The 26,994-nt window shown below is 65.5% G+C and carries 33 protein-coding genes; 30 read left to right on the top strand and 3 right to left on the bottom strand.

All coding sequences use genetic code 11. The annotated features are described in order from the left end of the window. Nucleotides 1–33: 33 nt before the first annotated feature. The 5 genes from ftsB to WDO72_01785 are packed head-to-tail and all read left to right on the top strand — an operon-like array spanning nucleotide 34 to nucleotide 3,444. On the top strand, nucleotides 34–369 hold the full coding sequence (ftsB, locus tag WDO72_01805; protein ID MEJ0084391.1) for a cell division protein FtsB: 336 nt from the start codon (nucleotides 34–36) through the stop codon (nucleotides 367–369). 30 nt (nucleotides 370–399) lie between these two features. Continuing rightward, complete coding sequence (ispD, locus tag WDO72_01800; GenBank protein ID MEJ0084390.1) at nucleotides 400–1,104, top strand: 2-C-methyl-D-erythritol 4-phosphate cytidylyltransferase; 705 nt, start codon at nucleotides 400–402, stop codon at nucleotides 1,102–1,104. Continuing rightward, the gene (gene ispF / locus WDO72_01795) at nucleotides 1,104–1,589 is read left to right on the top strand and encodes a 2-C-methyl-D-erythritol 2,4-cyclodiphosphate synthase (GenBank protein MEJ0084389.1); all 486 of its coding nucleotides are present in this window, start codon (nucleotides 1,104–1,106) and stop codon (nucleotides 1,587–1,589) included. The genes ispD and ispF overlap by 1 nt, the downstream gene beginning before the upstream one ends. After that, a complete protein-coding gene (locus WDO72_01790; protein MEJ0084388.1) occupies nucleotides 1,589–2,656 on the top strand; it encodes a tRNA pseudouridine(13) synthase TruD in 1,068 nt (355 codons plus the stop codon). The genes ispF and WDO72_01790 overlap by 1 nt, the downstream gene beginning before the upstream one ends. A 2-nt stretch (nucleotides 2,657–2,658) precedes the next feature. Further along, a complete protein-coding gene (locus WDO72_01785) occupies nucleotides 2,659–3,444 on the top strand; it encodes an enoyl-CoA hydratase/isomerase family protein (GenBank protein ID MEJ0084387.1) in 786 nt (261 codons plus the stop codon). Nucleotides 3,445–3,449: 5 nt separating this feature from the next. Here WDO72_01785 and WDO72_01780 read toward each other — a convergent pair whose 3' ends face one another. After that, nucleotides 3,450–4,004, bottom strand: a complete 555-nt coding sequence (locus WDO72_01780; GenBank protein MEJ0084386.1) for a Smr/MutS family protein — start codon at nucleotides 4,002–4,004, stop codon at nucleotides 3,450–3,452. Nucleotides 4,005–4,043: 39 nt separating this feature from the next. Between WDO72_01780 and surE the strand changes: the two genes are divergently transcribed. Next, nucleotides 4,044–4,817, top strand: a complete 774-nt coding sequence (gene surE / locus WDO72_01775) for a 5'/3'-nucleotidase SurE (protein MEJ0084385.1) — start codon at nucleotides 4,044–4,046, stop codon at nucleotides 4,815–4,817. 26 nt (nucleotides 4,818–4,843) lie between these two features. Further along, nucleotides 4,844–5,479: a protein-L-isoaspartate(D-aspartate) O-methyltransferase gene (locus WDO72_01770; GenBank protein ID MEJ0084384.1), complete on the top strand. Its 636-nt coding sequence runs from the start codon at nucleotides 4,844–4,846 to the stop codon at nucleotides 5,477–5,479. 335 nt (nucleotides 5,480–5,814) lie between these two features. Here the strand turns inward: WDO72_01770 and WDO72_01765 are convergent, their stop codons facing one another. Beyond that, complete coding sequence (locus WDO72_01765; GenBank protein MEJ0084383.1) at nucleotides 5,815–6,216, bottom strand: MTH938/NDUFAF3 family protein; 402 nt, start codon at nucleotides 6,214–6,216, stop codon at nucleotides 5,815–5,817. Nucleotides 6,217–6,236: 20 nt separating this feature from the next. On the opposite strand from WDO72_01765, the gene WDO72_01760 reads away from it, so the two are divergent. The 7 genes from WDO72_01760 to WDO72_01730 all read left to right on the top strand — a co-directional run bounded on the left by WDO72_01760 (nucleotide 6,237) and on the right by WDO72_01730 (nucleotide 13,836). Further along, nucleotides 6,237–7,253 carry a hypothetical protein gene (locus WDO72_01760; protein MEJ0084382.1) on the top strand — a complete coding sequence of 339 codons (1,017 nt, stop codon included), beginning with the start codon at nucleotides 6,237–6,239 and terminating at the stop codon, nucleotides 7,251–7,253. Nucleotides 7,254–7,262: 9 nt separating this feature from the next. After that, nucleotides 7,263–8,972 (top strand): single-stranded-DNA-specific exonuclease RecJ, encoded by a 1,710-nt coding sequence (gene recJ / locus WDO72_01755; GenBank protein MEJ0084381.1) that lies wholly within the window; start codon nucleotides 7,263–7,265, stop codon nucleotides 8,970–8,972. Beyond that, entirely contained in the window at nucleotides 8,969–9,439 is a 471-nt protein-coding gene (locus WDO72_01750) for a GNAT family N-acetyltransferase (GenBank protein MEJ0084380.1), read from the top strand. Before recJ ends, WDO72_01750 begins: the two co-directional genes overlap by 4 nt. 11 nt (nucleotides 9,440–9,450) lie before the next feature. Continuing rightward, a protein-coding gene (gene prfB, locus WDO72_01745) for a peptide chain release factor 2 (protein MEJ0084379.1) occupies nucleotides 9,451–10,546 on the top strand; the annotation gives its coding sequence in 2 pieces (ribosomal slippage) (nucleotides 9,451–9,522 and nucleotides 9,524–10,546; 1,095 coding nt in all). Further along, on the top strand, nucleotides 10,543–12,078 hold the full coding sequence (gene lysS, locus WDO72_01740) for a lysine--tRNA ligase (protein MEJ0084378.1): 1,536 nt from the start codon (nucleotides 10,543–10,545) through the stop codon (nucleotides 12,076–12,078). Before prfB ends, lysS begins: the two co-directional genes overlap by 4 nt. After that, the gene (gene murI / locus WDO72_01735) at nucleotides 12,078–12,890 is read left to right on the top strand and encodes a glutamate racemase (GenBank protein MEJ0084377.1); all 813 of its coding nucleotides are present in this window, start codon (nucleotides 12,078–12,080) and stop codon (nucleotides 12,888–12,890) included. The genes lysS and murI overlap by 1 nt, the downstream gene beginning before the upstream one ends. 73 nt (nucleotides 12,891–12,963) lie before the next feature. Then, entirely contained in the window at nucleotides 12,964–13,836 is an 873-nt protein-coding gene (locus WDO72_01730) for an alpha/beta hydrolase (GenBank protein ID MEJ0084376.1), read from the top strand. Between the two features lie 4 nt (nucleotides 13,837–13,840). On the opposite strand, the gene WDO72_01725 is transcribed toward WDO72_01730, so the two are convergent. Further along, complete coding sequence (locus WDO72_01725) at nucleotides 13,841–14,704, bottom strand: hypothetical protein (GenBank protein ID MEJ0084375.1); 864 nt, start codon at nucleotides 14,702–14,704, stop codon at nucleotides 13,841–13,843. Between the two features lie 61 nt (nucleotides 14,705–14,765). Between WDO72_01725 and WDO72_01720 the strand changes: the two genes are divergently transcribed. From WDO72_01720 to era, 16 genes are all read left to right on the top strand, one after another. Next, complete coding sequence (locus WDO72_01720; protein MEJ0084374.1) at nucleotides 14,766–14,951, top strand: succinate dehydrogenase assembly factor 4; 186 nt, start codon at nucleotides 14,766–14,768, stop codon at nucleotides 14,949–14,951. 9 nt (nucleotides 14,952–14,960) lie between these two features. Beyond that, nucleotides 14,961–15,359, top strand: coding sequence for a succinate dehydrogenase, cytochrome b556 subunit (sdhC, locus tag WDO72_01715; protein ID MEJ0084373.1), 399 nt, complete (start codon nucleotides 14,961–14,963; stop codon nucleotides 15,357–15,359). After that, a complete protein-coding gene (sdhD, locus tag WDO72_01710) occupies nucleotides 15,356–15,733 on the top strand; it encodes a succinate dehydrogenase, hydrophobic membrane anchor protein (protein ID MEJ0084372.1) in 378 nt (125 codons plus the stop codon). The genes sdhC and sdhD overlap by 4 nt, the downstream gene beginning before the upstream one ends. 9 nt (nucleotides 15,734–15,742) lie before the next feature. Beyond that, nucleotides 15,743–17,530, top strand: coding sequence for a succinate dehydrogenase flavoprotein subunit (sdhA, locus tag WDO72_01705; protein MEJ0084371.1), 1,788 nt, complete (start codon nucleotides 15,743–15,745; stop codon nucleotides 17,528–17,530). After that, nucleotides 17,530–18,318 carry a succinate dehydrogenase iron-sulfur subunit gene (locus tag WDO72_01700; protein ID MEJ0084370.1) on the top strand — a complete coding sequence of 263 codons (789 nt, stop codon included), beginning with the start codon at nucleotides 17,530–17,532 and terminating at the stop codon, nucleotides 18,316–18,318. Before sdhA ends, WDO72_01700 begins: the two co-directional genes overlap by 1 nt. A 7-nt stretch (nucleotides 18,319–18,325) precedes the next feature. Next, nucleotides 18,326–18,550, top strand: a complete 225-nt coding sequence (locus WDO72_01695) for a succinate dehydrogenase assembly factor 2 (protein MEJ0084369.1) — start codon at nucleotides 18,326–18,328, stop codon at nucleotides 18,548–18,550. Continuing rightward, nucleotides 18,495–19,007, top strand: a complete 513-nt coding sequence (locus WDO72_01690; protein ID MEJ0084368.1) for a hypothetical protein — start codon at nucleotides 18,495–18,497, stop codon at nucleotides 19,005–19,007. The genes WDO72_01695 and WDO72_01690 overlap by 56 nt, the downstream gene beginning before the upstream one ends. 105 nt (nucleotides 19,008–19,112) lie before the next feature. Beyond that, entirely contained in the window at nucleotides 19,113–19,727 is a 615-nt protein-coding gene (gene rpoE / locus WDO72_01685; GenBank protein ID MEJ0084367.1) for an RNA polymerase sigma factor RpoE, read from the top strand. Further along, on the top strand, nucleotides 19,724–20,521 hold the full coding sequence (locus WDO72_01680; GenBank protein ID MEJ0084366.1) for a sigma-E factor negative regulatory protein: 798 nt from the start codon (nucleotides 19,724–19,726) through the stop codon (nucleotides 20,519–20,521). The genes rpoE and WDO72_01680 overlap by 4 nt, the downstream gene beginning before the upstream one ends. Then, entirely contained in the window at nucleotides 20,511–21,536 is a 1,026-nt protein-coding gene (locus WDO72_01675) for a MucB/RseB C-terminal domain-containing protein (GenBank protein MEJ0084365.1), read from the top strand. Before WDO72_01680 ends, WDO72_01675 begins: the two co-directional genes overlap by 11 nt. 27 nt (nucleotides 21,537–21,563) lie before the next feature. Beyond that, nucleotides 21,564–21,833 (top strand): glutaredoxin family protein, encoded by a 270-nt coding sequence (locus tag WDO72_01670; GenBank protein MEJ0084364.1) that lies wholly within the window; start codon nucleotides 21,564–21,566, stop codon nucleotides 21,831–21,833. Nucleotides 21,834–21,898: 65 nt separating this feature from the next. Next, nucleotides 21,899–23,692, top strand: coding sequence for a translation elongation factor 4 (gene lepA / locus WDO72_01665; protein MEJ0084363.1), 1,794 nt, complete (start codon nucleotides 21,899–21,901; stop codon nucleotides 23,690–23,692). A 411-nt stretch (nucleotides 23,693–24,103) separates the two neighbouring features. Then, the gene (gene lepB, locus WDO72_01660) at nucleotides 24,104–25,012 is read left to right on the top strand and encodes a signal peptidase I (GenBank protein MEJ0084362.1); all 909 of its coding nucleotides are present in this window, start codon (nucleotides 24,104–24,106) and stop codon (nucleotides 25,010–25,012) included. A 22-nt stretch (nucleotides 25,013–25,034) separates the two neighbouring features. Beyond that, complete coding sequence (locus WDO72_01655) at nucleotides 25,035–25,397, top strand: DUF4845 domain-containing protein (GenBank protein MEJ0084361.1); 363 nt, start codon at nucleotides 25,035–25,037, stop codon at nucleotides 25,395–25,397. Nucleotides 25,398–25,411: 14 nt separating this feature from the next. Beyond that, nucleotides 25,412–26,104 carry a ribonuclease III gene (gene rnc / locus WDO72_01650; GenBank protein MEJ0084360.1) on the top strand — a complete coding sequence of 231 codons (693 nt, stop codon included), beginning with the start codon at nucleotides 25,412–25,414 and terminating at the stop codon, nucleotides 26,102–26,104. Then, complete coding sequence (gene era / locus WDO72_01645; GenBank protein MEJ0084359.1) at nucleotides 26,097–26,993, top strand: GTPase Era; 897 nt, start codon at nucleotides 26,097–26,099, stop codon at nucleotides 26,991–26,993. Before rnc ends, era begins: the two co-directional genes overlap by 8 nt. Nucleotide 26,994: the final 1 nt, after the last annotated feature.

Here is a 26,994-nt window from a genome sequence, read left to right as displayed (position 1 = left end):
TAGTCTACTGGTCATGGGCAAACCCTTTAAAACATGCCGATAAAGTGGCTGGGCGCGGCGTTGATTGCGCTCGTGCTGATGCTTCAGTACCGGCTCTGGCTGTCCGCCGACGGCGTGCGCGAAGTTTCCCGGCTGTCGGATGCGGTCGAGACGCAGAAGTCCGAGAACAGCGAACTCACGGCGCGTAACCAGCAGTTGATCGCGGAAGTCGCCGATCTGAAGGCGGGTATGTCCGCCATCGAGGAGCGCGCGCGCAGCGAGCTCGGCATGATCGGGCGCAACGAAACCTTCTATCAGGTGGTTCCGGTCCGGCCCTTGCGCACCGCGCCCGCTCAAACCGGGCAACGCAGGCAAACCGCCGCGCGCTGAGCCGACGTCACGCGGTAATCTCCGCCCCCGATGCGTTACTTCTCGATCATCCCGGCCGCGGGCAGCGGCCGGCGGTTCTCATCGCAGGTGCCAAAGCAATACGCCGCGCTCGAAGGTGCGACGGTGGTCGAGCACGCGCTCGCGGCTTTCGAGGCGGATGCGGATTGCGCGGGTATCGTGGTTGCGATCGCGGCGGACGATGCGCTGTGGCCGGCCGTGGCGGCGCGGCACACGCGCCTGGTCGAAACGGCGGCAGGAGGGGAGCAGCGCGCGCACTCGGTCCGCAATGCCCTGCGTGCCCTCACCGCGCGACTGCGCGACGACGACTGGATCATGGTGCATGACGCCGCGCGCCCGTGTTTCACCAGTGCCGATCTCGGCATGCTCAAGACCGAGCTCGAGTCGCACGCCGTGGGTGGGTTGTTAGCCGTGCCGCTCGCCGATACGTTGAAGCGCGCCGGCGATACGATGCCTGGCGAGGTTGCGGTGACCCTCGACCGATCCGGCCTGTGGCGCGCCGCGACGCCGCAGGTGTTCCGCGCCGGGCCGTTATTGCGCGCGCTCGAGGCGGCGATTTCGGCCGGCCGCATCCCCACCGACGAGGCGCAGGCCATGGAGTGGGCGGGTTTGCGCCCGCGACTCATCGCCGGGCGGGCGGATAACATCAAGGTCACCACGGCGGACGATCTCGCGCTCGCCGCCGCCATTCTGAAGCTGCGCCTGGAGCACCACTGATGCGTATAGGTTCGGGTTTTGACGTGCATGCCTTCGGTCCCGGCGATTCCATCGTGCTCGGCGGGGTACGTATCCCGCACACGCGCGGGGTGGTCGCGCACAGCGACGGCGATGTCGTGTTACACGCCCTGTGCGACGCCTTGTTAGGGGCGGCGGGCCTCGGCGACATCGGCATGCATTTTCCGGACACCGACCCGTTGTGGAAGGGCGCCGACAGCCGCCGCTTCGTCGCGTCGTGTCTCGAGATGCTGAGCGTGCGCAAGTTCAGGATCGGCAACGTGGACATCACGCTGCTGGCGCAGGCGCCGAAGGTTTCACCCTACCGTCTCGAAATCCGCCGCTCGCTGGCGCAGATGCTGGGGGTCACGGAGAACCAGGTGAACATCAAGGCGACCACGACCGAACACCTGGGCTTCGTCGGCCGCAACGAGGGGCTGGCCGCGCAGGCCATCGTGTTGTTAGAGCCGGCTACCGACAAGCCCTGATGGTTCCCGATGCCTGGCGCCGCGCGGCGCTGACGCCGCCGACCGCCTGGGGTGAACCGCTCGGCGTGGGCGTCTTGCGGGCCGCGCCCGAAGATTTTCAGGTCGATGAAATCCTAGGGTTCGGCGCGGGCGGCGAGGGCCCGCACGCGCTGCTGCAGGTGCGCAAACGGGGCGCCAACACCGAATGGGTCGCGCGCGAGCTGGCGCGGGCCGCGGGCTGCAAACCCTTCGACGTGGGCTTTGCCGGCCTCAAGGATCGCAACGCGGTGACCACCCAGTACTTCACCGTGCCGCGCGGCAAGCGCGACGCGGCGGACTTCGCGGGTGTGAGCGGCGACGGATTCGAAGTTCTCAGCGCCGCCCCGCACCAGCGCAAATTGCCGCGCGGCGCGCTCGAAGGGAACCGCTTCGTCATCACGGTGCGCGGACTGGCCTGCGATCCTGGCGTATTGGAGGAGCGCATGGCACACCTCGATGCCGGCGGCGCGCCTAACTATTTCGGCGCGCAGCGTTTCGGCCGCGACGCGGGCAACCTGGCTCAGGTGCTGGCGCTCGCAGATCAGCTCGCGCGCGGCGAACGTCCGCGGCCGCGCGATCGCTCCGCGCAAGGCTTCATGTTGTCGGCGGCGCGCAGCGTCATCTTCAACGCCATCCTGGCCGAACGTGTCGCCGGCAACTCCTGGAACAAGCTGCTGCCCGGTGATGTCGCCAACCTCGACGGCCGCGGCAGTGTGTTCGCCGTAGAAACCGCGGACGCCGAGCTCCAGCAGCGCTGCACCTCGCTCGACCTGCATCCCACCGCGCCGCTGTGGGGCGAGGGCGTATCGCTGGCCGGTGGCGAGGTGCTCGCGTTCGAGGAGCGGGTGGCCGCCGGGTTTCCCGAGGCGCTGGCGGTGATCGCGCAGGAGCGCATGAAATCCGAACGGCGCGCGCTGCGTATCCGCGTGCGGGAGCTGGAACATGAATACGCCGACGGCGTGTTGCGCGTCCGGTTCGCGTTGTCCGCGGGAAGTTTTGCGACGACCGTGCTTCGCGAGATCATCGCGGCGGCCGAAGCGGGGGAATGACCATGCTCGAAACGACCGATCACGCCGTGAGCGCCGACGCCGCGCCGGGCGAGGCGTTCATCCGCGAGATCCGGCTCGCCCGTCCGCCGGTGAACGCGCTGAATGCCGAACTGCTGCGCGGTATCCAGGCGGCGCTGCTGGCGGCGAAGAACGCGGCCGCCGTGATCATCACCGGCCAGACCGGACTCTTTTCGGCCGGGCTCGACGTGCGCGGCATGCTTACGCTCGATCGCGACGGTGTCACCGCGACCTTTGTCGAGCTGTGGCGCACCGGACGCGCGCTGGCGATGTCGCCCATGCCGGTGATCATGGGTATCACCGGTCACTCGCCCGCGGGCGGCACGGTGCTCGCCGTGCACGGCGATTACCGCGTGATGGCGCAGGGCAACTTCCGGCTGGGATTGAACGAGGTGCAGGTCGGCCTGTTTCCCGGTGCGTTGATCCTGGGCGCGTTCAGACGCCTGGCGGGCGGTCACGCGGCGCAATTCCTGACCCGCGGCGCGTTGATGGACCCGGACACCGCGCTGCGGATCGGGTTGGTCGACGAGTTGTGCGATCCGGGCGAAGTCGTCGCGCGATCGTTGACCATGGCGCGCGAATTCTGCGCGCTGCCGCGTGAAATCATGCTGCGCACGCGCGAACTGACGCGCCGCGACCTCATCGATCTCTATGGCAAGCCCGGTCAGTATCTGTTGCAGGAACGCGAGTTCGGCGCCATGGCAGCCGAGAAATGGTTCGTGCCGGCGACGCAGGAGCGCCTCCAGCAGGCCTTCACGAAGAAGAGTTAGCGCGTTCAGGACTTCGCGCGCGACTGGTTAGACAGCAATACGTTGATGGCGCCGGTGCCGCCATCGACGCGGCGCGCGGAGATGAACGCGAGCACCGGCGCGGTCTTGCGCAGGATCATGTTCACCGCCACCTTCAGCACCGGGCCTTTCGGCCCCGAGCCCATCCCCTTGCCGTGAATGATGCGGACGCAACGCAGGTTGTGGGCCAATGCGTCTGCGAGGAATTGGCGCAACGCCGCCTTGGCTTCATCGGCGCGCAGGCCGTGCAGATCGCAGATTTCCTCGACGCGATATTCGCCGCGCTTCAGTTTCCGCAGCACTCCGTCCTGCACGCCGGGGCGGCGAAACGAAATCTCGTCGCCTGAATCGCCGATCTCGCCTTCGCCAAAGCCCTGCAGGCTTTCCACCAGTACCAGCGCGCGGTCCGCGGCGGTGAAACGCGCGCGCGCGGGCGGCTTGCGGCGTGCGGCGGGCACACGCGCGCGCGCCTTGATCGGCTTCACGTCGCTCATGGCCTCACGAAACAGATCCGTGTCCGGATCGGTGCGTTTGCCGTTCAAGCTACCTCCGCGTTGACGCATTGAGTATATTGCGCGCCGGTGCGAATCCTCATATCCAACGACGACGGTTACCGCGCCCGCGGCATCCTCGCGCTGCGCGACGCGCTGCAGGGGCTCGGCGATCTGACGGTGGTCGCACCGGACCGCAATCGCAGCGGTGCCAGCAATTCCCTCACACTCGACATGCCGCTGCGCGTGGAAAAAGCCCAGGACGATGTGTATTTCCTGCAGGGCGGCACGCCGACCGATTGCGTGCACCTGGCGATCTCCGGCCTGTTTCCGTTCGAGCCCGACATGGTGGTCTCCGGCATCAACGACGGCGCCAATCTCGGCGACGACGTGTTGTATTCCGGCACGGTTGCCGCGGCCACCGAAGGCCGTCATCTGGGCAAACCCGCGGTGGCGATCTCGCTCAACACCGACGGATTGCGTGGTGAGGACACACGCCATTTCGAAACCGCTGGGCACTTCGCGCGCCTGATCGTCGAAAAGCTGATCGCCGCGCCGATCGTCCAGGCGCTGGGGCGCGCCACCATTCTCAACGTCAACGTCCCCAACATTCCAATCGCCGCGGTGAAGGGCGTCCAGGTCACACGTCTCGGCAATCGGCATCGCTCGGAGAAAGTCCTGCGGGCCGAAGATCCGCGCGGCCGTCCGGTCTACTGGGTCGGGCCGGCGGGCAAGAGCCAGGACGCGGGACCGGGCACCGATTTTCACGCCGTCGCCGCGGGCTTCGTTTCGGTCACGCCGCTCACGGTGGATCTGACGAATCACGCCGAGCTCGATCGCCTGCGCAGCTGGGTCGGCGCGTGACCGAGAATCGCAACGCGGGCATCGGCATGACGTCCGCGCGCACGCGGGATCGCCTGATCCAGCGTCTGCAGGAGCAGGGCATCGCGAACCTTTCGGTGCTCGATCGCATCCGCAACGTGCCGCGCCACATCTTCGTCGACGAAGCGCTGGCGAGCCGTGCGTATGAAGACACGGCGCTGCCGATCGGTTTCCGCCAGACGATCTCGCAGCCCTACATCGTGGCGCGCATGACCGAGGCGCTGCTCGAAGGCGGCCGCAAGGTCGGCAAGGTGCTCGAAGTCGGCACTGGTTGCGGCTACCAGACTGCGGTGCTCGCGCCGCTGGTGCGGAAGATCTATTCCATCGAACGCATCGGGCCGCTCTCCAAGCGCGCGAAGGCCACGCTCAAGGAGCTCGGCGTCAAGAACGTGATGCTCAAACACGGCGATGGATTTGTCGGCTGGAAATCGCAGAAACCTTTCGACGGCATCCTCGTCGCGGCGGCGCCGCTGGCGGTGCCCGAGGCGTTGTTCGCGCAGCTGGCTAACAAGGGACGGCTGATCGTGCCGGTGGGCCCGGAGGGCGCGCAGCAACTCATCCGCTTCACGCGGCGCGACGAACACATCGAGCGCGAAGTGCTGGGCAAGGTCGCCTTCGTGCCGATGCTCGGAGGGCTGGGCTGATGACGCTGCGCCACAGTATTCGAGTAAATTCTCGAATACGGAATGTCCTGTAAGTATTTGTTTTTGTTAGGTCGACGTGCCGGCATTCGGCGACAGGTTGTGAGCCCATTAGGCGTAAGCCTTGTCAGTCAGCATTTAACATGTTTTCATGTCGCCGCTCGCCGACAGAGGATCCCCGAAAATTCGAGGGGCTCCGGATGAAGGCACAGGGGAGAACGGGGAAGTCGCGGCAATAAGAAGAAGTCGCCGAAAAGAAGAAAAAAAATTCGCCAGTAATTCGAGTCTGTCAGCTTCGAACCATTGGCCTCGCTAAACAACTTTCTCCCCCTGTGCTTTCACTCGGATCCCTTCACGGGGCCCGACGCAGACGGAAGCAGAATCGCCGCCAGCACCTTGCGCTCCTCGCCCACCAGCACGTTGTAGGTGCGGCAGGCCGCACCGATTTCCATCACCTCGAGACCGATCCGGCGTGTCGCGAATTCCGCGCGCAGCGCGGCGCGTGGAAACTTCTGTTGAGCGCCGGTCGCGAGCACCACGACCTCGGGCGCAAGCTCGAACACCGGCAACAGGTGCTCCACCTTGAGCTCTTCGATCGTGCGCGGTGGCCACTCGCGCGTGAGCGTTGCCGCGGTGACCAGGCAACTCACGCGAATATCTTCCTCGCCGAGCGTGATGAAGTCCGCACCGTAGCGGCGGATGAGGTTGATCCCGTGCGGGCTTTGCTGAGTGAATTTCATCGGTCCGTTACGATAGCGCCATGCGAAGGCTGACGCTGATTCTCTCCGACCTCTACCTGCCGGAGGAAGCCGCGGCCGACGCGACCGTTCCGCTCGAACTGCCCCATCTCGAGGGACTGCTGCGATTTGCGCAGGTCACCCGTATCGCCGATTGGCGTCGCAGCCTCGCGGCGGACCTCGGGCGCCCGGATCTCGCGGCGCTCAGCGCCGCGGCGCTGGCGGCGTACGAACTGCCACCGCCGATCTCGAGCGACGCCGTCTGGCTGGCGACTCCAGTGCGGCTGGAAGCGCGGCTCGATCACGTCCGGCTGCTCGAGCGTGGCCTGCCGCGGCTCGCGGCCGACGAACGCGCCAAATGGCGCGCGGAGTTTGCGCGAGCGTTCGCGCCCCATGCGCTGCACGACGCGGGTGCGCGCGGCTTTCTGCTGACGGGCCTGGCGCCCGCGGCCGTCACGACCACCGACCCCGCGCGCCTGCTCGACGTCGACATCGGCCGGGCGTTGCCGTCCGGGCAGCCCGCGCGCGAACTGCGCCGGCTCGCCTCGGAAATCGAAATGTGGATGCATGGTTCGGCAAGCAATGTCGCGCGGGAACGCGCCGGGTTGCCGCGGTTGTCGGCGTTGTGGCTGTGGGGTGGTGGGGGCGCTGCATCCGTGCCGCCTTCGTCGCCGCAAGCTGCCGCGTCGTCACTGCACTTCTGCGGTGACGATCCGGCTTTTCTGGGGCTGGCACGCGCAACGACGGGCGCGCCGGCTGCGGACATGCCCGAAAGTTTCCACGCGCTGAACTCTGCGTCCGACCGCGCGCTCGTCGAAGTCACACCCATCAATGGCACGGCGCGCGAGTCATTGCAGGCGCTTGATGCGGCGTGGTTCGCGGCCGCGCGTGCCGCATTGAACAGGGGCGCGTTGGACACGCTCGATATCGTCGCCAACGACCGCTGGTTTCGCATCGCGGCCCGGCCCGGCTGGCGCATCTGGCGCAGACGCAGGTCGTGGCTCTCGCAGCTCAAGCAGACCGCCCGCGCGAAGGCATAATCGCCCGTCATGCAATTGGTCATCGAACGGCGCACGGCCACACACAACGAGATCGGCGATGCCCGCCTGCATCCGGTGCTGCGGCGTGCCTACGCGGCGCGCGGCGTGCGCGATTCCGCCGACCTCGCGCTCACGCTGGACAGACTGGTGCCCGTGGGTTCTCTCGAGAGCGTCGAAGCCGCGGTGGCGTTGACGCTCGCACACCGCGAGCGCCGCATTCTCGTGATCGGCGACTTCGACGCCGACGGCGCGACCAGCACGGCGTTGATCGTGCGATGCCTGCGCGCCTGGGGTTTTTCCCACGTCGACTTCCTGGTGCCGAATCGCTTCGAATTCGGCTATGGCCTGACGCCGGAGATCGTCGGCATCGCTGCCGAGCGCGCGCCGTCACTCATTATTACGGTGGACAACGGCATCTCGAGCAATGCCGGTGTCGCCGCCGCGCGCGCGCGCGGCATCCAGGTGTTGATCACCGACCATCATCTGCCGGGCGCCGAATTGCCCGCGGCGGATGTGATCGTGAATCCCAACGTGCCCGGCAGCCGCTTCGGCTCGCGCGCGCTCGCGGGCGTGGGCGTGGCCTTCTACGTGATGGCCGCTGTGCGGCGCGCGCTCGACCAACGCGGCACCGTCGTCCAGCCGCCGGTCACCGATTTCCTGGATCTCGTGGCGCTCGGCACGGTGGCGGACCTGGTGCCGCTCGATGTGAACAACCGCGTGCTCGTCTCGCAGGGTATCCGCCGGATTCGCGCCGGCCGCGCCATCGCCGGCATCCGGGCGCTGCTCGCGATCGGTCAACGCAACGCGTCCGCGCTGACGGCCGCCGACCTGGGGTTCGCCATCGGGCCGCGGCTCAACGCGGCGGGCCGGCTCGACGACATGTCGATCGGCATCCGCTGCCTCTTGGCCGACGACGATGCCGAAGCAGTGGCGCTGGCCACGCGTCTCGACCAGTTGAATACGGAACGGCGCCAGATCGAAGCCGCGATGCAAGGCGCGGCGCTGGCCGCGGTCAGCGGTCTGCGCGATCCGGGCGAAGGCGCCTCGCGCCAGGGTGTCTGCCTGTTCGACGCCGCCTGGCACCAGGGCGTGGTCGGCCTCGTCGCGAGCCGCATCAAGGACCGCGTGCGACGTCCCGTGATCGCGTTCGCGCGCAACGCCGACGGTAGTTTGAGGGGCTCGGCGCGTTCGGTGCAGGGCATCCACATCCGCGACGTGCTCGACGGCATCGCGACGCGCCATCCCGAGCTCATCAATCGTTTCGGCGGGCATGCCATGGCGGCCGGCCTCACGATCGAAGAGCGGCACCTCGACGCGTTCGCGCGGGCGTTCGACGAAGAGATCACGCGCTGGCGCGACCCATCGATTCCTTCCAACCGCGTCGAAACCGATGGCGAGTTGTCGAGCGACGAGATCGCGCTGGAAACGGCGCAGGCGCTGCGCGAAGGCGGGCCCTGGGGGCAGGCGTTTCCCGAGCCGTGCTTCGACGGCGTGTTCGCGATCAGGAACGCGCGCGTCGTGGGCGACAAACACCTGAAGCTGTGGCTCACCACCGCCGACCAGGCGCGCAGCTTCGATGCCATCGCGTTCAATTTCAAAGGCACCGACGAGAGCCGGGCATTGCCCGAGGGCGACGTGCGGCTGGTCTACCGCCTCGACATCAACGAATACAAGGGTGAGCGCCGGCTGCAGCTGCTGGTGGATCACCTGCTGCAATGACCATCCCGGCCACTAACTACTTCATCCGCGCCGGCGACCCGCGGGATCCTGGCGTGCGCGCGTTGATCGCGGAGCTCGATGCGTTCCACACGGCGCTGTACCCGGCGGAGAGCAATCATTTCGACCCGCCGGAGGCCCTGGCTGGAGCAAAGAGCGTGTTCCTGGTCGTCATCCAGGAAGGTGAGCTGGTCGGCTGCGGCGCGGCCAAGAACTGCGGCGGATGGGCGGAGCTCAAACGCATGTATCTCAAGCCCAGGGCGCGCGGCGGCGGCATTGCACTGACGTTGCTCGTCAAACTGCTCGACTGGGCGCGTGCCGAAGGATTGCCGCTGGCCCGGCTCGAAACCGGCAATGTCAGCGTCGGCGCGCTCAAGCTCTATCGCCGCGCGGGTTTCAAGGAGATCCCGGCGTTTCCGCCCTACAAACCCGACCCGTTGTCGATATTCATGGAGCGCCCGCTCAAGTAGACTCCGCGCCCATGGAAATCAACATGCTGAAGCGTCAGCTCAAAGATCTCGAGGAACGTATGTCTTCCTTGAGGGGGTTTCTTTGAGTACGACAACAAGAAAGAGCGGCTGGAAGAAGTAAGCCGCGAGCTCGAAGACCCCAACATCTGGAACAAGCCCGAGCGCGCCCAGGAGATGGGCAAGGAACGCGCGCGTCTCACCACCGAGATCGCGGACATGGACAAGACGACCGGCGCGATTGTCAGCGCCAGTGAACTGCTCGAACTCGCCGAAGGCGAGAACGACGAAGCCATGGCGGGTGAGATCGAACGCGACGCCGGCAAGCTCGAAACCGAGGTGCGCAAGCTCGAATTCAAGCGCATGTTCCGGGGCGAGATGGATTCGCACAACGCCTTCCTCGACATTCAGGCCGGTGCCGGCGGCACCGAAGCGCAGGACTGGGCGCAGATGCTGCTGCGCATGTACCTCAAATGGGCGGCGGCGCGCGGTTTCGACGCCGAGGTCATCGATTCGCAGCCGGGCGAAGTGGCGGGCATGAAGAGCGCCACCATCGAGATCAAGGGTGACTATGCCTATGGTTGGTTGCGCACCGAGATCGGCGTGCATCGGCTGGTGCGCAAGTCGCCGTTCGATTCAGGCAATCGCCGCCACACCTCGTTCGCGTCCGTGTTCGTCTCGCCCGAAGTCGACGACGACATCAAGGTCGATCTGAATCCGGCCGACATCAAGATGGATGTGTACCGGTCGAGCGGCGCGGGCGGCCAGCATGTGAACAAGACCGAATCGGCGGTGCGCCTGACGCACGAGCCCTCGGGCATCGTGGTCGCGTGCCAGAACGAACGCAGCCAGCACAAGAACCGCGCGACGGCGATGAAGATGTTGAAGGCGAAGCTCTACGAGCTGGAAGTCAACAAGCGCAACGCGGCGTCCAAGGTGCTCGAAGACTCCAAGAGCGACGTGAGCTGGGGCAACCAGATCCGCTCGTATGTTCTCGACCAGTCGCGCATCAAGGATCTGCGCACCGACGTCGAGATCGGCGACACCAACAAGGTGCTCGACGGGCACCTCGACCCATTCCTCGAAGCATCCTTGAAGGCGGGACTGTGAGCGAAGAGACCAGGAAGCCCGACGCGCCAGCGGCGCCCGTCGACGAGAACAAGCTGATCGCGGAACGCCGCGCGAAACTTGCCGCCTGGCGCGAGACGGCCAAGGCGGCGGGCGTGCCCGCATTCCCGAACGACTATCGAAGGGACGTCCTGGCGACTTTGTTAGCCGCGGAGTACGGCGCAAAACCGCCCGAATGGTTCGAGACGAACAGCGTCCGGGTGCACGTCGCGGGCCGCATGATGTTCCAGCGCATCATGGGCAAGGCCAGCTTCGCCAAGCTGCAGGACCGCACCGGGCAGATCCAGATCTTCCTGCAACGCGATGCGTTGGGTGAATCCTACGAAGCGTTCAAGAAATACGACGTCGGCGACATCCTCGCGGCCACCGGCACCTTGTTCAAGACGAAGACCGGCGAACTTTCGGTGCGCGTCGCGGAACTGCGCCTGCTGACGAAATCGCTGCGGCCGCTGCCGGACAAGTGGCACGGCATGGCGGACGTGGATACGCGTTACCGCCAGCGTTACGTGGACCTGATCGTCAACGAGCAGAGCCGCAACGTCTTCATCACGCGCAACCGCATCCTGAGATACCTGCGCGATTTCCTCGACTCGATGGATTTCCTCGAAGTCGAAACGCCGATGCTGCAGACCATTCCGGGCGGCGCGGCCGCGCGGCCGTTCAAGACGCACCACAACGCCCTCGACATGGACATGTTCCTGCGCATCGCGCCGGAGCTGTTCCTCAAGCGACTGACGGTCGGCGGCCTCGAACGCGTGTACGAGATCAATCGCAATTTCCGCAACGAGGGTGTGTCGACGCGGCACAACCCCGAATTCACCATGCTCGAGTTGTACGTCGCGTACGCGGACTACCAGGACCTCATCGTCATGGTGGAGCGCGCGATGCAGGGTCTCGCCGACGTCGTATACGGCAGCCGCAAGATCCAGTACCAGGGCAGGGAATACGATCTCGACAAGCCGTTCAAGCGCATCACCGTGATCGACGCCATCGCGGAGAATCTGCCCGGCTTCGACACCGGCCGCGCGCGTGATGTCGCCTATCTACGCGAGATGTGCGCGAAGAGCGGCATCACCTTCAAGCCCGGCGACGGCGCCGGCAAGTTGCAGATCGAGCTGTTCGAGAAACACGCCGAAGACACTTTCATCGAGCCGACTTTCGCGTGCGCGTACCCGGCGGAAGTGAGCCCGTTGTCGCGCGCCAATGATGCGGATCCCTTCCTGACCGATCGCTTCGAATTTTTCATTGCGGGACGCGAGATCGCCAACGGTTTCTCGGAGCTCAACGACGCCGAAGACCAGGCGGCGCGTTTCCGCGCGCAGGTGGAGCGCAAGGATGCCGGTGACGACGAAGCCATGTACTACGACGCCGACTACGTGCGCGCGCTCGAGTACGGCATGCCGCCGACGGCGGGGCTCGGCGTCGGCATCGACCGGCTGGTGATGTTCTTCACGGATGCGCCGTCGATCCGCGACGTGCTGCTGTTCCCGCACATGCGCCCCGAGTCCGACTAGTGGATACACCGCGGACCGAGGCGCCCATTGGCGTATTCGATTCCGGCGTGGGTGGGCTGACCGTCCTGCGCGCATTGATCGCCGAACTGCCGCACGAAGATTTTCTGTACCTCGGGGATACCGCGCGCCTGCCGTACGGCACCAAGAGCCCGACGACGGTGGCGCGTTATTCGGTGCGCGCCGCCGAAGCGCTGGTCGAGCGCGACATCAAGGCGCTGGTCGTCGCCTGCAACACCGCCTCGGCCACCGCGCTGCCCGCGTTGCGCGAGCGGTTTCCGACGCTGCCGGTGCTCGGTGTCATCGAGCCCGGTGCGCGTGCGGCCTGCGAAGTCAGTGCGAGCGGGCGCATCGCCGTGCTGGCGACGGAAGGCACGGTGCAGGGCGGCGCCTACAAACGCGCCATCGAAGCGGTGCGGCCCGACGCGCAGGTCACCCAGATCGCCTGCCAGATCTTCGTCGCGCTGGCGGAAGAGGGCTGGAGCGAGGGCGCCGCGGTCGACGCGATCGCGCAGCGATATCTCGCGCACCTCGATGCGCGCGTCGACACGGTGGTGCTGGGCTGCACGCATTTTCCGCTGCTCGCGGAGGCGATCGCGCGGCAACTCGGCCCGGCGCGCCGCATCGTGGATTCGGCCGCAACGACGGCGCGCGCCGCGCAACGCACGCTCGCGACGCGCCAGCTGACACGCGGCACGCGCGGCGGGATGTTGCGCTTGCTGGCCACCGACAGCCCGGAGCGATTCGCGCGGGTCGGCGCGCGATTCCTCGGTTCGTCGATCGCTGCGAAGAGCGTCGAAGCAATCGATCTTTAGACACTTTCCATAAGACGGTTACACTTGGCGCCGCGGCGCGCACGGCGTCCGGTCAGATAAAGGGAATGCCTGGATGAGAGAACGATCAGGAGTTGCACACGACCGTGCCGTCATGCCGCTGCGCGTGGGTTTCGCGGACACACTTTCGGGGCAGATGCATTTCCGGGCCTGCGGTGCGGGACCCGACATCGTGTTGCTGCCGTGGCTGCCGTCGAGCGGCCGCATGTACGAACAGGTCATGCCGCACCTGGCGCGCGCGGGGTTCCGCGCCATCGCCTTCGATCTCGCCGGCAGCGGGCGCTCGCACAAGAATTGCCGCGGCTGGACCGTGCAGCAATACGCCGCCGATGTGCTCGAGGCCTGCGGCTCGCTGCACACCGTGCCCTATACCGTGATCGGCGGTCGTTTCGGCGCGGCGGTCGCGGTGGAAATGTTGTTAGCCTCGCCGACACAGGTGACGGGTGCCGTGCTCGATGGCGTTCCGGGGCTTGCGCCCGAGGAGCTGCGCAAGATCAGCGGCCCCACCGCTGGCCTCTCGCCGAAGCTCGCGGACGAGGCCGGATATCGCAGCTTCGCGTTCGACGTGAGTGTGCGTACGCTCAAGGAGTGGGATCCGGGTTTCGAGCTCACGCAGGAATCGTTGCCGCTGGTTTATGAACTGATGCGCGACTACCTGGAACTCGGATACGAAGCGATCGCCGCGGGCGCCGAGGCCGACGCGCGCGGTGGCAGACCCAACTACGACGTGCTGGCGCGGCTCGGTGAGGTTTCGCAGCGGGTGCTCGTGATGACCTCGGAGTCCGACACGCTGGCGCCTGCGTATCAGCGCGCGCTGGAACGGGCGCGCAATTCGCGCGGCCACAAGTTCGAAGGCAACCACCCGATGCTGAATCCCGCGCGCGCGGCGGAATACGCGCAGGTGCTGGTGTCGTTCGCGCGCCGCTGACGGATTACGCCGGCAGGGAATAGGGCAGCGGCAGCGGTCCCTCGACGAGCGCACCCGCGTCGGCGGATGTCACGCGTTCCGCCGCGCCTTCCGCTGTTTCGCCGGTTGCAAACGGTCCCACCGCCAGCAGTTCCTGTCCGTTCGCCACGGGCGCTGCGCGCACGATCGAAAGCGTGCGTCCATCGAGGCTGCGGGCGCTGTCGCCGGCGCGCAGTGGCGCGGCCGAATCGGTGAACCAGCGTTGCAGGCGGCGTTTCACGCGGCCGCGGTAGTGGGCGCGCGCGATGACCTCCTGTCCGGTGTAGCAACCTTTGTCAAAGGCGATCGCGCCGAGCACATCGAGGTTCAGCATCTGCGCGACGAACGATTCGCTGGTGGCGGCGTACACCTGCGGCAGTCCTTCGGCGATGTCGGCGGCTTGCCAGCGCGGTGCCGACTCCGCCGTGAAATCGAAATCCTCGAGCTGCTCCGCGGGCACTAACAACAGCCGGCGCGAGCCCCACGCGAATGCGGTAAACCCGGCGACGGCCGCCTCGACACCCACGACACGCCACGCGTCGCCGGGCTCTTCGATCTTGAGTTTCGATCGCAGCACGTACTTGCGCAGGCGCTGGGCGACCGTCGCCGCCAGTTCTGCCGGCAGTACGGCAAACAACTCATCGCTCGCAGCGCGCGCGATCGCCAGCAGCGCGACGACGCGTCCCTGTGGATTGTGCAAACCGGCGAGCGTGGAGCCACCCACGTCGAGTTTTTCGATGTCCGCGGACAACTGCCCCTGCAGAAACCGCGCGGCGTCGGGTCCGCGGAACGCGAGCACGCCCAGGGAAGCGGGCGCACCCGAAAGGTTCACGGCGTGCGGCTTGCTCATCTTTGTTTTTGCAGGGGTTTCATGTGGTCGTCGGAGACCGATTCTGGCAGAATTCGCGCCCGTGCCGAATGCCCCTTCCGACGTAGATGTGCCCGCCGTTGTCGCTGCCGTTCCGGCCGGCGCACCGGGCTCGCAGGCGCGTCCGGCCACGCTCAGCAAGGAAACCGCCGAATCGGGCGGCCCGCAGGGGCCCGAGCCCACGCGTTTTGGCGATTGGGAAAGAAATGGCCGCTGCATCGACTTCTAGAGGCCGGTTATGAACTCGCGTCCGCTTTCACCGCATCTCGGCGTGTACAAACTGCTGTACACGATGACGCTGTCGATCCTGCATCGCATTACCGGCGTCGCCGCGACCTTCGGTTTCCTCGCCTTCGTGTGGTGGCTGATGGCGCTGGCCGATGGGCCCGACGCTTACGCGCGCGTCATGCACCTGCTGTCGACGCCGGTCGCCAAACTACTGCTGGTGGGCTTCACGTTTTCGTTCGTCTATCACTTCTGCAACGGCATCCGGCACCTGGTGTGGGACACGGGCCGGGGCCTCGAACGTGTGCAGGCGCGGCGCAGCGGCCGGGTCGTGATCGTCGCGGCGGTGCTGCTGACGGCGCTCGCCGTGTGGCTCGGATGCGCGGCGCTGGCGACCGGGGCCGCGCCATGAGCCTGCGCACACCGCTCGGCAAGGTGCGCGGGTTGGGGTCGGCCGGGGAAGGTGTCGGCCACTGGTGGCTGCAACGCGTGACCGCGGTGGCGCTGCTGCCGCTCACGGCGTGGTTCGCCATCTCGCTGCTCACGCATCCCTTGCAGTCGTACGACGCCATGCGCGGGTGGTTAGGCCAACCGTGGGTGGCGGTGCCGGCCCTGCTGCTGGTGCTGACCCTGGCGCTGCATTCGAAGCTCGGCGTGCAGGTGGTTATCGAGGATTGGGTGCACGGCAAGGCGGCCAAGATCGTGCTGCTGCTGCTGTCGACCTTCGTGCACGTCGCGGCCGCGGTCGCCGCGGTGTTTGCCCTCCTGGTGCTGGCGCTCCAATAGATTCCGCACATGAACAAAGAGTACGAATTCATCGATCACACCTACGACGTCGTCGTGGTGGGCGCCGGCGGCGCGGGATTACGCGCGACGCTGGGTCTCGCCGAGGCCGGTCTATCTACCGCCTGCATCACCAAGGTGTTTCCCACCCGCAGCCACACGGTGGCGGCGCAGGGCGGCATCTCGGCGGCGCTCGGCAATATGGGTGAAGACGACTGGCGTTTTCATTTCTACGACACCATCAAGGGCTCGGACTGGCTCGGCGACCAGGACGCCATCGAGTTCATGTGCAAGGAAGCGCCCGCGGCGGTGATCGAGCTCGAGCACTACGGCGTGCCGTTCTCGCGCACCAACGACGGCCGCATCTATCAACGCCCGTTCGGCGGCATGACCACGAACTACGGCAAGGGGACGGCGCATCGCACCTGCGCGGCGGCGGACCGTACCGGCCACGCGATGCTGCATACGTTGTATCAGCAGTCGATCAAACACGACGCCGAGTTTTTCATCGAATATTTCGCGCTCGATCTCATCATGCAGGACGGCGCCTGCCGTGGCGTGGTGGCGCTCGACATGGCCACCGGCAAGCTGCATCGCTACCGCGCGCATACCGTCATCCTCGCCACTGGCGGTTACGGCCGTGCGTATTTCTCCTGCACCTCGGCCCACACCTGCACGGGTGACGGGGGCGGGATGGCACTGCGCGCGGGGCTGCCGATGCAGGACATGGAATTCGTGCAGTTCCATCCCACGGGTATCTACGGCTCGGGATGCCTGATCACCGAAGGGTCGCGCGGCGAGGGCGGTTATCTCACCAATTCCGACGGCGAGCGCTTCATGGAGCGTTACGCGCCGAACGCGAAGGACCTCGCATCGCGCGATGTGGTCTCGCGTTCGATGACCATCGAGATTCGCGAAGGCCGCGGCGTCGGCAAACACAAGGATCACATCCACCTGCATCTCGAACACCTCGGGCCCGAGGTGATTCACGCGCGCTTGCCCGGCATCGCCGAGACCGCGCGCATCTTTGCCGGCGTCGACGTCAACAAGGATCCGATCCCCGTGTTGCCGACCGTGCACTACAACATGGGCGGAATTCCCTGCAACGTGCACGGCGAAGTGGTCACGTTCAAGAATGGCAATCCGGACACCGTGGTGCCGGGGCTCATGGCCGTGGGTGAAGCCGCGTGTGTGTCGGTGCACGGTGCGAACCGGCTCGGCAGCAATTCGCTGCTCGACCTGGTCGTGTTCGGACGCGAGGCGGGCCGTCACGCCGCCACCGTCGTCAAGCCGGGCCAGTCGCATCAGCCGCTGGCGAAAGATGCGGGCGATTTCGCGGTTGCGCGCCTCGACAGGACCCGCAATGCGAATGGTGCGCGCGGCACCGCCGAGATCCGCCTCGAGATGCAGAAGATCATGCAGCGCGACGCGGCGGTATTCCGCACCGGCACGACGCTCGCCGAGGGCGTGCGCGATCTTGCGAAGACCCATGCGTCGTTCGCCGACGTGAAGGTCGCCGATCGCGGCCTCATCTGGAACACGGATCTGGTCGAAACCATCGAGCTCGACAACCTGTTGGGTCAGGCCATGGCCACGGTGGTCAGCGCCGAGAACCGCAAGGAAAGCCGCGGCGCGCATGCACGCGAAGACTTCAAGGATCGCGACGACGTGAACTGGCAGAAACACACCTTGTGCTGGGTCGACGATGCCGGCAAGACACGCATCGAATATCGCCCCGTCCACATGAACACGCTGACCAAGGACGTCGAGCCGATTCCGCCCAAGGCGAGGACTTACTAATGGTCGAGCTCACGCTGCCCGCCAATTCGAAGATCGACAAGTCCGCCGGCATCACGCACAAGGCGTCCGCGGGCGCCAGGCGCGTGCGCAAATTCGTCATCTACCGATTCGATCCGGACTCCGGCAAGAACCCGCGCATGGACACCTATGAAGTGGACATGGATGCCTGCGGGCCGATGGTTCTCGACGCGTTGCTCAAGATCAAGAACGAGGTCGATTCCACGCTGACCTTCCGCCGCTCCTGCCGCGAGGGAATCTGTGGCAGCTGCGCGATGAACATCGGCGGTCTGAACACACTGGCCTGCACCAAGGCCTGCGATGAAGTGAAAGGCGATGTGAAGATCTATCCACTGCCGCACATGCCGGTGGTGAAGGATCTCGTTCCCGACCTGACCAATTTCTACGCGCAGTACGCCGCGGTGAAGCCCTGGCTGCAGTCACGCACGCCCGCGCCACCGGATCGCGAACGCCCGCAGTCGAAGGAAGACCAGGAAAAGATCGACCGGCCCTCGGCCTGCATCCTGTGCGCGTGTTGTTCCACTTCCTGCCCGAGCTACTGGTGGAACAGCGATCGATATCTCGGGCCGGCAGCCTTGCTGGCGGCATATCGCTGGATCATCGACTCGCGCGATGAAGCCACCGGCGAGCGTCTCGACGAACTCGAAGATCCGTTCCGCCTGTACCGCTGCCACACCATCATGAACTGCACGGAAGCCTGTCCGAAGGATCTCAATCCGGCCAAGGCCATTGCCGAGATCAAGAAGATGATGATCGAACGCCAGCATTGAGCGTTCGATGAGCAAACTCCAGTGGCGCTGCCGGCGCGGCATGAAGGAACTGGACTTCATCCTGCTGCGCTACCTGCAGGGAAAATACTCACAGGCCGCAAGCGACGAACGCGCCGCCTTCGTCGAGTTTCTCGAATTGCCCGATCCCGATATCGCGCGTTATCTCATCGCCGGCGATGTCCCCGAAGACCCACGACACGCGGCCCTGTGCCGCGCCATGCAAACGAATTGATCTCGTTTCCTCGCCACGCGGGGCCACGCTCTGGATCGCCTGGCTCGTGGCCGTTTGCGCCGTCGTGGTGTGCGGAGTCGACGTGCCGTTGCCCGTTCGCCTCGTCATCTGCGTCGTGCTGGCCACGTGGAATGCCTGCGCCGTCCGCCGCTGCGTCCTGCTGCTGGAAGCCCGCTCGGTGCGTGCGCTGGAATGGCGGGAACGGGGCGAGTTCACCGTGCTGCTCGGCGCGAATCGCAGCGCGCATTCCGCGAAGCTTGCGGCGGGGTCTTTCCGGCTCGGCGCGCTCCTGGTGTTGCGGCTCCGCACGCCGGCCGGTATGCGATCCGTTCTCATCGATGGCGGACGGCAGCCGATACCGGCCTTTCGGCACCTGTGCCGCGCCCTCGAATGGCGCGGGTCCCGCGCTTCCGGGCGTTCCCGGGAGCCGGCTGATACCATCCGGCCCAAGGTTTGAAGTGCGTCACGTAGCCATAAAAATCATTCGTCTAGATACGCCGGCAAAGGAAACTTTCCGCGGCGTTCAGGGTCTATTCAGCTCGCACGGAGCCGGAGCGCTCCCGTGACGGCGGAAGACAGCGAAAGTGACCTGGTTCTCGTCAGACGCGTGCAGCGCGGCGACAAGAGCGCGTTCGATCTGCTGGTGCGCAAGTACCAGCACAAGGTGGTGAAGCTGGTGTTGCGCTACGTGCGCAATCCGGCGGAAGCCGAAGACATTGCACAGGAAGCCTTCATCAAAGCTTATCGGGCATTACCGCAGTTTCGCGGCGACAGCGCCTTCTACACCTGGATGTATCGCATCGCTATCAACACCGCCAAGAACAGTCTCGCTTCGCGCGATCGCAGCCCGATCCGCTACGACCTGGACCTGACCGACCCCGAGGAATCGCACAGCGTGCAGACCCGGCTTCAGGACCCCGATACGCCCGAGGGCATGGCCCTCACCGAAGAAATTCGTCTCATCGTGAACTCTGCCATCGATGCATTGCCTGAAGAACTCAAGACGGCCATCGTGCTGCGCGAACTGGACGGCCTGAGCTACGAAGAGATCGCCGCCGCGATGGAATGCCCGGTTGGCACGGTTCGTTCGCGAATTTTTCGAGCACGCGAGGCCATCGACAAGCGCCTGCGTGAAGTTTTTGAAGGCGGCCTGGGCCGCACCGAGGAAATGGTATGAGCGACGAGAGCCAGAGCCAGGGCCACAGCGACAGCGAGAGCCTTCACGAAAGAGTGAGCCAGCTCTCTGCGATGTTCGACAACGAGCTGCCGGGCTCCGAATGCGAATTGCTCGCCCGCCGCCTCACTCGCGACGACGCATTGCGCTCTCAATGGTCGCGCTTCGCCATGATCGGCGCCGCGCTGCGGGCCGAACGCGGCGTTGCGCTGCACGACCGCGTGGCCTGGCGCGTGCAGGCTTCGATCACCCAGGAAGTTACTTACGGCGATGGCGTTGCCATCGATGCCGCGGCCACCGGCACGCGTGCCTCGATCGTCTCCGTCGCGCGCACCAAAGTCGCGGTCGGCGAACGCTGGATGCGGTTCGCGCGTCCCGTGCTCGGTGCCAGCATCGCTGCCGGCGTCGCGGCCACTTCGATTTTCTGGCTGCGTAACAACGAGCCCAGCGATGCCATGCTCGCCGCCAACGCCGTTCCGCAGACCGTCGTGCTCGCACCCGACACGGTCGGGTCCACCGTGGCGCTCAATGGCTCGCCATCCATCAGCTCGACCGTGCAGGAACCTGTCTCGAACGGCGAACCCGATCGCTACGTGACCCCCGCGCCGAGCTCGCAGGCCAATTTCGCGCCGTCCGCGCGGCTCGCGAATTACGTGGTCGCGCACAGTGAATATTCCGGTCCGTTGTCGCGTCGCATGGCGTTGCTCGGGCTCGTGTCGTCCGAGAATCCCGGCGACGCGCCCGGTGTCGTCGAGATCAATCCGCCGGCGCCTGCGAGGGCCAACGATGCGCCTTGATCGCGCCGCGAATGCCCGTCTTGCCGCGCTGACCTTCCTCATCGGCGTCGGTGTCGCGTTCGGCGCGGAACCGAAGGAATGGCTGGAGCGCATGAATCACGCGCTGACCACGCGCAACTACATCGGCGTGTTCACGCACAATCACGGCGGCCGCGTCGAAACCCTGCGCATCATCCACCGCGTGCGCGGCCGCGATGTATCCGAACGTCTGCTGTCGCTCGACGGCCCGGGGCGCGAATTCATTCGCGAGGGTAATGAGCTCACCTGTTACTTCCCGGACAAACGCACCGTGCTGGTGGAGCGTCGCGCTCCCGACGGTCCGCTGCTCGGGGCGATTCCTTCGATCGGCGAGGGCGACGCGCTCGTCTATGAAATCCGCGGTGGCGAACGCGAGCGCCTGCTCGGCCGCACGACGCGCGTGGTCGCGCTGCATCCGCGCGACGAATACCGCTACGGTTATCGCCTGTGGATAGACGAGCAGACTTCGATGCCGCTCAAGACCCAGCTCTGCGATCAATCCGGCCAGGTCATCGAGCAGATCGTTTTCTCCAACATCGATCTGCCGGAGCGTATTCCCGACTCCATGTTCAAACCGCAGGTGGACGCGTCCACCTACCGCTGGTTGCGCGCGGAGCGGCAGCTGGCGAGCGCGGCGCCGCCCGCATTGTGGGAAGCGATGCGGTTGCCGCCGGGTTTCCGGATGGCGAATCGTTCGGCGCAGGCCATGCCCGGTTCGAGCGAGCCCGTCGCCCATCTCGTCTACACGGACGGTATCGCGTCGGTCTCCGTGTTCGTCGAGCCGCGCAAGGCCAACACGGCCGGTGCCGAAGGTCCGGCGCGTGTGGGTTCTTCTTCCGCCTACTCGACCGTGGTCGATGGCCATCAGGTCACGGCCGTTGGCGAAGTGCCGCCGAGCACCGTGGAGCTCATCGCCAAACAGGTCAAGGCTTCCAAGTCTGCGGTTTCGGGCACCGAGGGCCTGGGCCTGGCTCCGGTAACGCCTCGTCGTAAATGACGAAGCCGTAAACAGGGAGCGCGAGTCATGTCGCTTCCTGGCGGCCTCGTGGTGTTGAGCCGCGCGGACTGCCACCTTTGTGAAGACATGCTGCGAGAGCTGGCCGAGCTCGAGCGCACGCATTCGATCCCCCCGGTTTCCATCGTCGATGTCGATGCCGACCCCGCGCTGGCGCGGCAGTTTGGCCTCAAGGTGCCGGTGCTGCTGCTCGATGGCAGCGTGATTTGCCATTACACGCTGAATTCCAACGAACTTTTAAGGTTGGTCGGCCGCCCTGCGGCTATACTCCCGCGCTAGTTTTTGCCGGTGCCGGGCGGAGCAATCATGCTCCCGCGGGTTCGGCGGAAGGCCGACCTCACCTGATGCACCGGACACGCAATTTTTCGATCATTGCCCACGTCGACCACGGCAAATCCACCCTGGCCGACCGACTCATCCAGCTCTGCGGCGGTCTCGAAGCCCGTGAGATGCAGGATCAGGTGCTGGACTCCCTCGAACTCGAGCGCGAGCGCGGCATCACGATCAAGGCACAGGCCGTCACTCTTTATTACAACGCCAAGGACGGCGAGCGTTACCAGCTGAACCTCATCGACACGCCCGGGCACGTCGACTTCTCCTATGAAGTCTCGCGCTCGCTGGCCGCATGCGATGGCGCCCTGCTGGTGGTCGACGCCTCGCAGGGTGTGGAGGCGCAGAGCGTCGCCAACTGCAACACGGCGATCGACCAGGGCCTCGAAGTCGTGCCCGTGATCAACAAGATCGATCTGCCGTCGGCCGATCCGCAACGCGTCATCAAGGAGATCGAGGAGATCATCGGCATCTCCGCGACCGACGCTTGCCTCGTGTCCGCGAAGACGGGCGAGGGTGTGCCCGAGCTCCTCGAAATGCTCGTGGCGCGTATTCCACAGCCGAAGGGTGATCCCGACGCCCCGCTGCAGGCATTGATCGTCGATTCGTGGTTCGACAACTACGTCGGCGTGGTGACGCTGGTGCGCATCTTCAACGGCAGCATCAGGGTCAATGACAAGATTCGCGTGATGTCGACGGGACGTACGCACCAGGTCGACAAGCTCGGCCGCTTCACGCCGAAGTCCGTGCCTGCGTTGACGCTCGGCCCGGGCGACGTCGGCTTCGTCATCGCCGGCATCAAGGAAATCGACGGCGCGCCCGTCGGTGACACCATCACGCTCGAACACAAGCAGGCCACCGAGCCGGTGCCGGGTTTCAAGCAGGTCCAGCCGCGCGTGTTCGCGGGCATGTTCCCGATCGTGTCCGATGACTACGAAAAATTCCGCGACGCGCTGGCGAAGCTGCGTCTCAACGACTCCGCGCTGCACTACGAGCCGGAAGTTTCCGGCGCCCTCGGGTTCGGTTTCCGGGTCGGGTTCCTCGGTCTCTTGCACATGGACATCGTGCAGGAGCGGCTCGAGCGCGAATACCAGATCGAGCTGATCACCTCCGCGCCCACCGTCATCTACGAAGTGAAGACCACCGACGGTGAAGTCTCCTTCGTCGACAACCCGACCAAACTACCGCCGGTCGACAAGATCGACGAGCTGCGCGAACCCATCATCATCGCGAACATCCTCGTGCCGCCGGATCACGTCGGCGGCGTGCTCAAGCTGTGCAACGATAAGCGCGGCCGCCAGAAGAAGATGCTGTACGTCGGCAACCAGGTATCGCTGCAATACGAGATGCCGCTGGCCGAAGTGGTGCTCGATTTCTTCGACCGCCTGAAATCCACCAGCCGCGGCTACGCCTCGTTCGACTACGACTTCAGCCACTTCGAGGCCGCGCCGCTGGTCAAACTCGACATCCTCATCAACGACGACAAGATCGACGCGCTGGCGATGATCGTGCACAAGGACAGCGCCTATCAGCGCGGCCGCGAGCTGGTCGACAAGATGCAGGAGCTGATTCCGCGCCAGATGTTCGAGGTGGCGGTGCAGGCGGCCATCGGCAGCCACATCATCGCCCGTTCTACGGTAAAAGCGCTGCGCAAGAACGTGCTGGCCAAGTGTTACGGTGGCGACATCTCGCGCAAGAAGAAGCTGCTCGAGAAGCAGAAAGAGGGCAAGAAGCGCATGAAGCAGGTCGGCTCGGTGGAGATTCCCCAGGAAGCGTTCCTCGCCGTTCTCAAGGTCGGGAAGAAGTAGGCGCCCATGTCGAACAACATCCTCTTCATGGTCGGCGCCTGGTTGTTCATCCCCGTCGCGCTGGTGTGCCTGTACGACAAGCTGATCGCGGAGCCGAAGCGGCCGCGCGATGAGGCAGGCGAGCCGGCTGCGCCGCCCACGATGGTGCGGGTCTGCTACTACCTGCTCGTGCTGACGAGCATTGCGGTGCTGAAATACATCGGCACGAACGTGGTGTTCGGCTGGCTCAAGGAAGTCGCGAAGCCGCTCAGCTGGTTCGCGGCGCCGGTGGGCCTGTGGTGCGCGATCGACAGCTGGTTTCTGGCGCCGCGGCGCCGCGCGGCTGCCGGCACGGCGAACGTGAAAGATCCGCCGCTGGTGCGCGCCGCGTATGCCGTATTGCCGGTGCTGGTCGTCGCCGTTGTCGTCCGCATGATCAGCGCCGAGACGCTCGACTTCAGCCTGGTGTTGTTCCTGCTGTCCGTCGCCACCGGCCTCGTGTGGGCGCTCGATCACTTCGTGTTCCGCAAGCGCCGCGACCCCAAGTTGCCCGAACCCGGCACCGTCGATTACGCGCGCAGTTTTTTCCCGGTGGCGTTCATCGTGCTCATCGTGCGCGCCTTCATCTTCGAGCCGTTCCGCATTCCTTCCGATTCGATGATGCCGACGTTGCTCGACGGCGACTTCATCGTGGTGAACAAATTCGCGTACGGCCTGCGCCTGCCGGTGCTCAACGAGAAGTTCATCGATACCGGTTCGCCGCAGCGCGGTGACGTGGTGGTGTTCCGTTATCCGCCCGATCCGAAGGTCAACTACATCAAGCGGCTGGTCGGCCTGCCCGGCGATCGCATCGAAGTCCGCGACGATCACCTGGTCGTGAACGGCCAGGCGGTCGAACTTGCGAGCAATGGCATCTTCGCCGACGGTTGTTATGCCGGCGTGCGTCTATCCACCGAGACGCTCGGAGAACACACGCACCAGGTCATGTCCTGTCCATCGCCGATCGGCCTGCAGAGCGCGCGCAACTATGCGGCGTCGGGCAACGCAGACCCGCTCCTGCATTGCGACCGCAAGCACATCGCCCAGGAGATCGGCGGCTGGGTTTGCCAGGAAATGGCCGTGCCGGGAGCTCCCGACAGCAACGATCATGTTTTCGACGTGGTGCCGCCGGGGCACTATCTGATGATCGGTGACAATCGCGACAACAGCGCGGACAGCCGCGTGTGGGGCCTGGTGCCCGATCAGAATCTGGTCGGCAAGGCGACGCGAATCTGGTTCAATTTCGACACGCAGCGTTCCAGCCTGTTCAATTGGGGCCGGATCGGCAAGAGCATTCAATGATCGACACTTGGGAGGGCACATGATGCGCAAACAACGTGGAGTGACGATGATCGGCTGGATTTTCCTGCTGATCCCGGTCGCGATAGTGCTGTACGCGGGAATCCGTGTCGGCCCCGAATACCTCAACTTCTACAAGGTGAGCCAGGCGCTCGCCGAAACCGCCACCAAGCTCAAGAGCGACGAGACGCTCAATGTGCAGACGATCCGCGGGGCGGTCGAAAAGCGCTTCGACACCGGCTACGTCGATAATCCCAAAGCGACCGACATCGTGATCAACAAGGGCGACAAAGGCTGGCAGATGGCGGCGGACTACGAGGTCACCACCCCGTTGTTCGGCAACCTCTACCTCCTGATGTCGTTCAAGAAAACGGTCGTCATCAACTGAATGCTGCCGCGCTCATGGGGCTGACGCCAAACAGCCAGGCGGACACGCTCACCGCGCGGCTGGGTTATGCGCCCCGCGATCGCGCGCTGTTCGTTCTCGCGCTCACGCACCGCAGTGCCGATGGGCCTAACAACGAGCGGCTCGAGTTCCTGGGCGACTCGGTGCTCAACCTGCTGCTGTCCGAGCGGCTGTACCGCGAGTTCCCGACGGCGACCGAAGGCGACCTGTCGCGCCTACGCGCGCGGCTGGTCAGCGAAGAGCCGCTCGCCGAAATCGCGCAGGCGATGCAGCTCGGCGAATTGCTGCTGCTCGGCTCGGGCGAGCTCAAGACCGGTGGTTTCCGGCGCCAGTCGATTCTGGCGGATGCCTTCGAAGCCCTGTGTGGCGCGTTGTACCTCGACGGCGGCCTCGAGACCGCCCGCACGTTGTTAGGGCCGATGTTCGAGGGGCGCATCGCGACGTTGCCCGAGCCGTCGACGCTCAAGGACGCCAAGACGCGTCTGCAGGAGCACCTGCAGGCCCATGGACGTCCGCTGCCGCTGTACACGGTGAAGAGCACCAGCGGCGAGCCGCACGCCCAGATTTTCGTGGTCTCCGTTTCCATCCCGCACGCTGCGCTCGAAACCCTGGGCGAGGGGCCGAGCCGCCGGCGTGCCGAACAAATTGCAGCGCAGGCGGCACTGGCCGCATTAGGACTCAATGTCTGATTCACCAGCATTCCGCGCGGGCTTCGCCGCCCTGGTCGGCCGTCCCAACGTCGGCAAGTCGACCTTGCTGAACGCGCTGGTCGGCGAGAAATTGTCGATCGTCACCTCGCGGCCGCAGACCACGCGGCATCGCGTGCTGGGCGTGCTCAACCGCCCCGGCGTGCAGCTCGCGTTCGTCGACACGCCCGGGCTGCATCTCGGCGAAAAGCGCGCGCTCAATCGCGCGATGAATCGCACCGCCGCCGCGGCGCTGGCCGATGCGGACCTCGTGGTGTTCGTCGTCGAGGGCATGCGTTTCTACGAGGAAGACGAAGCCGTCCTGCAGCGCATCCGCGAAGCGGGGCGCCAGTCGATCGCCGTCATCAACAAGGTCGACCTCATCTATCCCAAGGACCAGCTGCTGCCGTTCACGGCGGAGCTTGCGGGCAAACACGGCTTCCTCGACGTCGTGCCGGTGTCGGCGGAAAAGAATGTCAACCTCGACCGCCTGATCGAAGTCATCAGTTCACACCTGCCGGAATCGCCCGAGTTGTTTCCGCCCGAACAGCGCACGGATCGCAGCGAGGACTTCCGCATCGCCGAAACCATCCGCGAAAAACTCACCATGGAACTGGTGGAAGAAGTGCCGTACGGCATCGCAGTGGAAATCGAAAAGAAGAGCGAGCAGGACGGCCAGCTCGTCATCGATGCGATCATCTGGGTCGACCGCGCCGGGCAGAAACCCATCGTCATCGGCGCCAAGGGCGAGCGGCTGAAACGCGTCGGCCAGAAGGCGCGCCAGGAACTGAACGCGCGGCTCGGACGCCGCCTGCATCTCAACCTGTGGGTGAAGGTGCGCGAAGACTGGGCGGACGATGCCCGTGCGCTCGCGCAGCTCGGCATGGAGTGAC

The sequence above is a fragment of the Pseudomonadota bacterium genome (genome assembly GCA_037200975.1).
Classification (GTDB): domain Bacteria; phylum Pseudomonadota; class Gammaproteobacteria; order Steroidobacterales; family Steroidobacteraceae; genus CADEED01.
Note: the sequence above shows the minus strand (reverse complement) of the source record. Positions and strands in the feature narration are given on the sequence as shown.